Below are 8073 nucleotides of genomic sequence, written 5' to 3' on the forward strand. Positions count from 1 at the left end.
CGACTGCCCTCACTCAACACCTGAACTTACGAGCTCGGGCCCTTACCTGGTACGAACGCAAGACTACACGGATGGGGTTCTGAAACTAGACAAAATGGCGCGAGTTTCTGAAGAGACATACGCGGACCGAGTGCGCCGGGCGGTTCCGCAACGTGGCGATATTTTGTATAGTCGAGAAGGTAGTTACCATGGAATCGCCGCAGAAGTTCCATTCGGGCATCGGGTATGCATGGGACAGCGCATGGTTCTCATTCGCCCTAATTCCAACGTGCTCAACTTTAGGTTCTTGCGCTACTGGCTGAACTCGTCCTACGTACGAGACTTCATCGAGGGTATGCGCGAAGGGTCTGGCGCCCCGCGAATCAACATGCCAACAATCCGCGAGCTGTTGACGCCTCTACCTCCAATCGGAGAGCAAAACTCTGTGGCGCGCCTACTCGGAGCGCTTGACGACAAGATCGCCGTCAATGAGCGCATTGCAGCCACCGCAGACGAGCTGGTTTTGGCAATCGCGTCTAGTGAGCGTTGGGAAGCACGCATCCCGCTGGGCGAAATCTGCACTCTCCGCAAGGATCAGATTTCCCCCGCGGAGATTTCAGAACCCCAGGTCGATCATTACAGTCTGCCTGCATTTGATTCACAAAAGCGGCCTGAACGCACCTCGCCTGGAACCATCAAGAGTGGAAAATTTCTCGTAGCCACTCCGGCCGTCCTATTCTCTAAGCTAAATCCGGAAATCCCACGGGTATGGAATGTGACACCCGCCAATGCTGTGCCAGCATTGGCTTCCACTGAGTTCCTAGTTCTAACTCCGCGCGGCGATGTATCGACCCACGAGTTGTGGGCAGTGACCGCGCAGCAGGACTTCAGGGAGGTCGTGGCCGCTAGGGTGACGGGGACGTCCAAGAGCCATCAGCGCGTCCGGCCTACCGACGTGCTCGCTGCGGAGGTGGTCGACCCGCGCCGCTTCGGCGCTGTTCAACAGCAGATCAATTCCCTCGCGCTCAGCGCACTCGCGGCCCGCAAAGAGTCCGTCGTCCTCGCCTCCCTCCGCGACACCCTCCTCCCCCAAATAACGTCCGGCCGTCTCCGCGTCAAGGAGGCCGAAATGATTATCGAGGACCACGCATGACGTACGACTCCAGCGCCTCCGACGAGAACTCGGCTGAGGACACCGCGCTTTCCAATTTCCGCCCCCTGGAAAGCGATTGGGAGCACCTCGCTCTCGATGAGCTCGAAAGGTTGGCGTGGTCCAGGAATGAGGGCAACGAACTCGCCCCCAACTCCGGCCACCGCGCCTCCTGGGACGACCTGGTCCTCTACTCCGACCTACGCGAAGCCATTGAGCGGCTCAACCCGGACCTGCCACCAGACGCCGTCGGTGACGCGCTCGCCACCGCTTCGACTCCTACCTCGCAGGACGCGTATGAGGAGAATCGGACTGCTCACGTCTACCTGACGGACGGCATCCGGTCGGTTAGCTACACCGACGAATTCGGGGCAGTGCACAACCCGACCGTTCGTATTGTCGACCTGGCCGACCGGGACAAGAACACCTATCGGGCGGTCCGCCAGGTCACCGTCATCGACGGCGAGAAGAACGGCCGTTTCGACCTCGTCCTGTACGTCAACGGCCTCCCCTTGGCCGTCATCGAGCTGAAGCGCGCCGGCGACGAGGACACCAGGCTGAGTGACGCTCACACACAGATCAGCTGGTACGTGAAGGATTTCCCGACGGCTTTCCGCTACAACGCGATTGTGCTGCTCTCCGACGGCATCACAGCCAAGTACGGCACTCCCTTTACTGCCTACGAGCACTTCGCCCCGTGGAACACCGACGACACGGGCAGACGCATCAACCCCATGGAGGCCGATGGACTGACTCAGTCGGGCCAGAACCTCGCGCTTCACGGTCTGTTCGACCAGCTCCGGCTCCTCACCCTAATCCGGTCCTTCATCAACTTCGTACCGTCGAAGCGGATGAAGCGGATCGCCAAACCGCACCAGTACTTCGCCGTCACCCGCGCTGCACAGGCCGTGCGCAAAGCCGCGGCGACCGACGGCAAGGCTGGCGTGGTCTGGCACACCCAGGGTTCAGGCAAGTCCGAGGAGATGGTCCTCACGACCAACGTCGTGGTCCGCGACCCGGTCCTGCATAACCCCACCGTCGTCGTCGTCACCGATCGCAACGACCTCGACAACCAGCTGTATACGACCTTCCTGGAGAGCGAAATCCTCCCAGAAAAGCCGCGCCAGATCCTGACTCGTGCCGAGCTACGCGAGGAGCTCGCCGCGAAACGCACCGGCGGAATCCTGTTCACCACGCTCCAGAAGTTCGGGCGTACAAAGCGGGAGAAGGAGTCGGGCGCCGACCACCCTCTGCTCTCCGACCGGCGCAACATCGTCGTAGTCGTAGACGAAGCCCACCGCAGCCACTACGACAACCTGGACGGCTATGCCCGCCACCTGCGTGACGCCCTCCCGCACGCGACACTCCTCGCCTTCACCGGCACCCCGATCTCCGAGGCCGACCGCAACACCCGGGACGTATTCGGTGGGCCCGACTACATCGACGTCTACGACCTCAAGCGGGCCGCCGATGACGGCGCGACCGTCAAGGTCTACCACGAGAGCCGCGTCGTCCAGCTCGTCTTGGACCACGACGTCGACCCCACCAAGATCGACGAGGAAGCAGACCGGATCACCGACGGCCTCGACGAAACCGAGCGCCGCCGTATTGAGCAGGCCGTCGCAACCATGAACGCGATGTATGGCGCACCGGCCCGGATACGCGACCTGGCCCAGGACCTGGTCGAGCACTGGGAAGCAAGGCGGACACGGATGCAGCCGTTCGTTGGCGTCTCCGAGAAGCCGAACGGCGCGGCCGGCAAGGCGATGATTGTGTGCGCCACACGTGACATTTGTGTGCGGGTCTACGACGCTCTGCGCGAGCTGCGCCCGGAATGGCATAGCGACGAGATCGACAAGGGCGCAATGAAGATCGTGTTCTCCTCGGACTCCCGCAAAGACCCAGCACATCTGCGCGCACACGCCCTGCGGGACTCGCAGCGTAAGACCGTCATCAACCGCGCCACGGACCCCGACGATGAGCTCGAACTTCTCATCGTCAACAACATGCTCCTGACCGGATTCGATGCCCCACCGGTCCACACCATGTACCTGGACCGCCCGCTCAAGGGCGCCAACCTGATGCAGGCCCTCGCCCGCGTCAACCGACGGTTCCGCGGCAAGGAAGACGGTCTGCTCGTTGGCTACGCACCGCTGACCGAGCATCTCCAGAACGCGATCGCCGAATACTCAAACGCCGACCAGAAGGACCGAACTCTGGGCCAGGACATCGACCGCGCACTCGATGAACTGCGCAACGAGTACGACATCCTCGGCGACATGCTCCGCGGTTGGGATTGGCGTGAGCGGCTTGCTCGGCCCAAGCGCACGGCGTTCATCGATGCAGCGCTGGGCACCGCGAACTACCTTCGCAACCCGGCCACCCCGGGCAACAACCCCGACAAGCTCGATAATCCCAACGACACTCTCAGCCGCCGTTTCCGCGACCACGCCCACCGGCTGGAACGCTTCCACGCACTCGCGGGTTCCTCAGCCGACATCGCCTCCCGCTTCTTGGACCAGCCGCAATGGAAAAGGGACATCCAGTTCCTCGTCGAGGTCCGCGCGTACATGGCAAAGCTAGACGCGATGGACAGAGAAGCCCGGGGTCTGCCCATCGCCCGCGATGTCCAGCTGTACCTATCCCAGCTCACCTCGGCCGTCGTCGAGACCGGCGGTGTGACAGACCTGTTCGCCGAAGCCGGCCTGGAGACCGCCGACCTCACCCACCTCACCGACGCAGTTGTCTCCCGGCTCCAGAACAGCGAGACGCCGCACTTGGTCGCCGAGGCGCTCCGCCGGCTCGTCGAACAGAAGATGCGCGAGGTCACCGGGCACAACATCGTGCGTCGAACAACCTTCTCGGAGCGTCTGCAAGATCTGATGGTCCAGTACATGCGCCAGCAGCTCACCAGCGCGGAGATCATCGCGAGGCTGGTCGAGATGGCGAAGGAAGTCAGGAACGACGCCGAACGTGGCAAGCAGTTCAACCCATCCCTGGACGACAACGAGCTCGCCTTCTACGACGCCGTGGCCGATCTGGGCAGCGCACGCAAACTCATGGGAGATGAAGTTCTGGCGGGAATCGCCCGCGAACTGGTCGCGGAGGTCCGCAAGCAGATCAAGAAGGACTGGATCTCACGGGAACCAGTCCGCGCGAAACTTCGCTCCACAATCAGGCGCCTTCTGGCCCGCCGTGGGTATCCGCCCGAGGAGGCACCCAAGGCAATCGAGCTGGTACTGAAGCAGATGGAACACTTCGCCAACGAGTGGTCGCAGGATGGAACAGCGGAATCTTGATCCGCGCGGCCAAGCGGGGCGGAGGCGGGACGACAATTCACCGGTAAATAGGCGCAGATTCATCGATCGAGCACACTGGACGGCGCGCCGAGTACCCGACGAGATCCATCGTGACCGAGTCAATGTGCAGGAACATTGCGGTAGGTAGCCTGGGATGATGCCCAGCGATCGACCCTTCAAACCGAGCGGGGACTACTAATCCGGGAAAACCCATTTCGCTCCGACTACGCTCCGAGTCCCGACACATTCCGTGACGGAACTGCCCTCACGTGGGGGAAGTCTTGACCGCTGACAGTCTGGCGCAGGCTTGATCGGCTGCAGTCCCAACCGACAGGATGTACCGCAGCTTCGGACCGCTCGCTCACCGAGACCGATCGCCGCTGGCCGGGTATGAACGACGATCGTTCCTATAGATACTTCACCTGTCAAGGTTGCAGTCGACGACAACCGCGATACGGCCGACCGTGAAGAGCGTGTCTGAGACGGATTCCTTGTCGAATATGGGCTTTTCACGTGGCGGCCTGGTCGGGTCGTGCCAAGGATGGCCGGTGACCGAGTGCGCGAAGCTATTGCGCCGGTTTGCGAGCTTCTTGATTTGGGCCTGCACCTCGGCCTTCTCCTCGGACGATAGACTCAATAGCGGCAAAAGCCTCGCGAACTTCTGTTGCAGACCGCTGGACCCTGACGGGCGGTCCGTGGTGATCAAGTCTTCGGCCAGTGCCTCAAGAGCTGCGACTGCTGCAACAGTCACGGCACCGTACCCGATTGTCTCAGCATCCTTCACCGCGTACATGTCTTCGTCGACCATCATGTCGCACTCGTACTCCCAGCCTCGGATGCGGCGTGACCCGCTCTCCTTGATCTTGCTGAGCTGGGCGAGATGCTCTTCGGAGGCTGCGGCGATCCTTCGGAACAAGAAGACGGAGGCGCCTAGCCTGCTGGTGAACTCCATGAATAGGAAATCGTGAATGAAATCGTGGAAGTCGACGTAGAGATCGGCAAGGCTGGACGGGTTTTCGTCAACACCAGCCCAGTACCACTCCACCATCTCCTTATGCGACATGGGTGTCATTGCCGAGTGCATGTCGTCTGGATCGCCCTTGAAGTACACAGCCGTCACGATATTGGATGAGCAACGGCATCGTCATTCGAATTATGGCCGACCAGGTTGCTCTCGTCCGGAGTCGCCCGGCACTACAGCTCGGTTCATGCGCAGTCGTGTCCCCGGGTTGACGCTGTGGCGTTACAACGACGCTGGTTACGTCAAGACATGGGCCGCCTCACCGCGATTCGCAACGACACCAGCCGCATCATGCCCGTATTCGACCACGATGTCCTGTCCCTCCCGCTCAGTCTTGGCCAGTTGCAACGCGTCTGCGACAGCTGCGAATTCCTCTAGTGCGGCCTGCAGATCTTCGACGATCTCCTGCGCGTTGGCCACTGGTGGCTGCAGTTCGCCGCTGCTCTCGCAAGGACTGCCTGCGACAGACTATGGCTGCCTGCGATCAGGCCATCCCTGAGAGCGATTCCATACAGTCGTGGCACCTTCGCTCTTCTCCTGAAACCGATATCAACCTCACCGTCGAATATCACGGTGATTTTCGGAGTTCTTGGTTACCTACCATCGAAGACACGGCCGACGCGTCCACCAGGAGAATTGCGGACCCTTCGATCCCAAGGCCTGTCCGGGTCGTGCCAGCGACAGCGGCGATTTCCGACGCGACAGGACGCACCATGAGTCTCATGAAATCGCTTGACTACTCCACATTTAGTGAGCGTTCATGTAACAGCCTACCAAATTGAATTAGCCCATAGTTATTTGACTACGGAGCTGAATTTATGGATAAGTACTGAAGTAACGCAAGCCAATCAAGGCCTCGGCGAAAGTGTGCTAAATCAGTATCTCTCCGCAAGGTGCCACGAGCACAGCATCGGCAGCGCACCCCCGCTCGCAGGAAAGGAAGAACCAGCAATGCCAAGAACAGTGCCCGCCATCGGCAGATACGGCGAGTCAGACGAACCCGTCTGGCTAACCCGCAAAGAACTGTCCATTCGAACCAGGCTGAGCGAAAAGACCTTGCGAAATTGGGCCTGCGATGGCAGGGGCCGAAATTCACCCGCTTCGGCGGTCGAGTCCGCTACCGGGTGGCCGACCTGGTCAGGTGGGAGAACGAACTGTTCGCCCCAAATGAGTTGGCGGCGTAGCAAGGGCGCTGGATCCTGGCGCGCCGCCCGAGAAGTCGAAGCTGATCTCCGTTAAAGGCCCCGACGAGATCTACCGTCTGGATCGCGTACGGCACCGAGCCTTCAATGGCGAGGAAATCCGCACCAGCGCGCAGGGGCGAACCAAGAAGGAATGCCTCGATGAGTGGTGGCGGCGATTCCACATCAACAACCGCAAGGGCTCGAAGCGTAAGCGCGCCAGCAAGCGTGTGCAGTTCGCGCCGACCGCCAAGATGAGCCTGGCGTTCGCCGAGCTCGACAAGCAGTGGAAGGCGCGGGTCGAGGAGGGTGACCTGTCCGCCGATACGTACAGCACTACCACCGCAGCATCTACACCGTCGCAGCAGGACCGAAGAACCACAACCCGGATGCTTTCAAGCTCGAGACGGAGATGGGCAATCTGAGCATCGTCGAAGCCGCGGACGCTGCCGACATCACCGACTATCTGGATGAAGTGGCCGAGGTCTCGGTGTCGAGGGCGAAGATGCAGCATCAGCTGCTGGGTATGGCATTTCGACTCGCGGTGCTTGGACGGGCGATACACACATCGGAGAACCCGATGCCGCATGTCCTCTGCCCCGTCAGGAAACCTACTGTGCCACACCCGATTACACGCCAACAGGCGCAGGACATGTACCGGTACATCAATTGAGTTGCCCGGAGGCAAGGACAAGTACACGCGCCTGTACTTCCTGTTCTTGCTCGGGACAGGTGTGCGGCCTGGGGAGGGACTGGCGATCCGTTGGGCAGACCTCACAACCGAGACCCTCGACGACACCAACCCCGGACGGTCGCCTACATCGGGGCGACGGTCCGCCGCAAAACCGGCGTCGGGACCTACCGGCACCCCGCCCGCAAAAAGGGGCCGCCGTACCGTGTGGCGCTGCCGACGTGGCTTGCGGACGAGTTGATGGCGGAGCAAATCCGTGTGCGGCCGAAGTCGGAAGAGCAGCCGGTGTTTCGAGGCCCGCGTCCACCTCGCTAGTGAGCATGCCCAACGCCCAAGATGTGATTCTGAGGATCCGAGACGGCAGTCCGCTACCGGACTTTCGGCTGTCAGACCTGCGGGACACCGTCACAACGCATATCACCGCGGTGACCGGCGACCCTGAACGTGCCAGCGCTCAGCTGGGGCATACAGACGGCAACATTTCGATCGCGCAGAAGTACTACATCGGCGCGGACGCGAAGCGTTTGGTCGTCGTGGACAACGCTGAGCACCTCGAACTACTGAATCCCCTGAAAATGGGAAACACTCGGGAATCCGGGGCCGGTTCGCCCGATTAGGCCGGATAGGGACCGGGCCTGACCTGCCCGAATACGGCTGTCCTAGTGGCGATCGAGGAACATCCGCATGCCGCACAGTGTATGCGGACGATCGATTCCCACCGAATCAGGCACTCGGGAAAGCCCGCTTAACGG

General features: G+C 61.2%; 6 protein-coding genes. 4 read left to right on the plus strand and 2 right to left on the minus strand.

Going from position 1 to position 8073, the window contains the following annotated elements; genetic code table 11:
• The first annotated feature begins 94 nt into the window (after positions 1–94).
• On the plus strand, positions 95–1132 hold the full coding sequence (locus ON39_RS47390; protein ID WP_083894548.1) for a restriction endonuclease subunit S: 1038 nt from the start codon (positions 95–97) through the stop codon (positions 1130–1132).
• Positions 1129–4428, plus strand: a complete 3300-nt coding sequence (locus ON39_RS19385) for a type I restriction endonuclease subunit R (protein ID WP_040736290.1) — start codon at positions 1129–1131, stop codon at positions 4426–4428. Before ON39_RS47390 ends, ON39_RS19385 begins: the two co-directional genes overlap by 4 nt.
• A gap of 418 nt (positions 4429–4846) precedes the next feature.
• Here ON39_RS19385 and ON39_RS19390 read toward each other — a convergent pair whose 3' ends face one another.
• Both ON39_RS19390 and ON39_RS50095 read right to left on the minus strand, forming a co-directional pair.
• Positions 4847–5539, minus strand: coding sequence for a hypothetical protein (locus tag ON39_RS19390; protein ID WP_146251437.1), 693 nt, complete (start codon positions 5537–5539; stop codon positions 4847–4849).
• Between the two features lie 147 nt (positions 5540–5686).
• The gene (locus ON39_RS50095; protein WP_211336521.1) at positions 5687–5869 is read right to left on the minus strand and encodes a hypothetical protein; all 183 of its coding nucleotides are present in this window, start codon (positions 5867–5869) and stop codon (positions 5687–5689) included.
• Between the two features lie 1173 nt (positions 5870–7042).
• Here ON39_RS50095 and ON39_RS19400 point away from each other — a divergent pair.
• On the plus strand, positions 7043–7303 hold the full coding sequence (locus ON39_RS19400; RefSeq protein ID WP_040736296.1) for a hypothetical protein: 261 nt from the start codon (positions 7043–7045) through the stop codon (positions 7301–7303).
• Positions 7304–7641: 338 nt separating this feature from the next.
• Positions 7642–7938, plus strand: coding sequence for a hypothetical protein (locus ON39_RS19405; protein ID WP_146251438.1), 297 nt, complete (start codon positions 7642–7644; stop codon positions 7936–7938).
• Positions 7939–8073: the final 135 nt, after the last annotated feature.

This window comes from Nocardia tenerifensis NBRC 101015, assembly GCF_000308715.1.
GTDB classification, from domain to species: Bacteria; Actinomycetota; Actinomycetes; order Mycobacteriales; family Mycobacteriaceae; genus Nocardia; species Nocardia tenerifensis.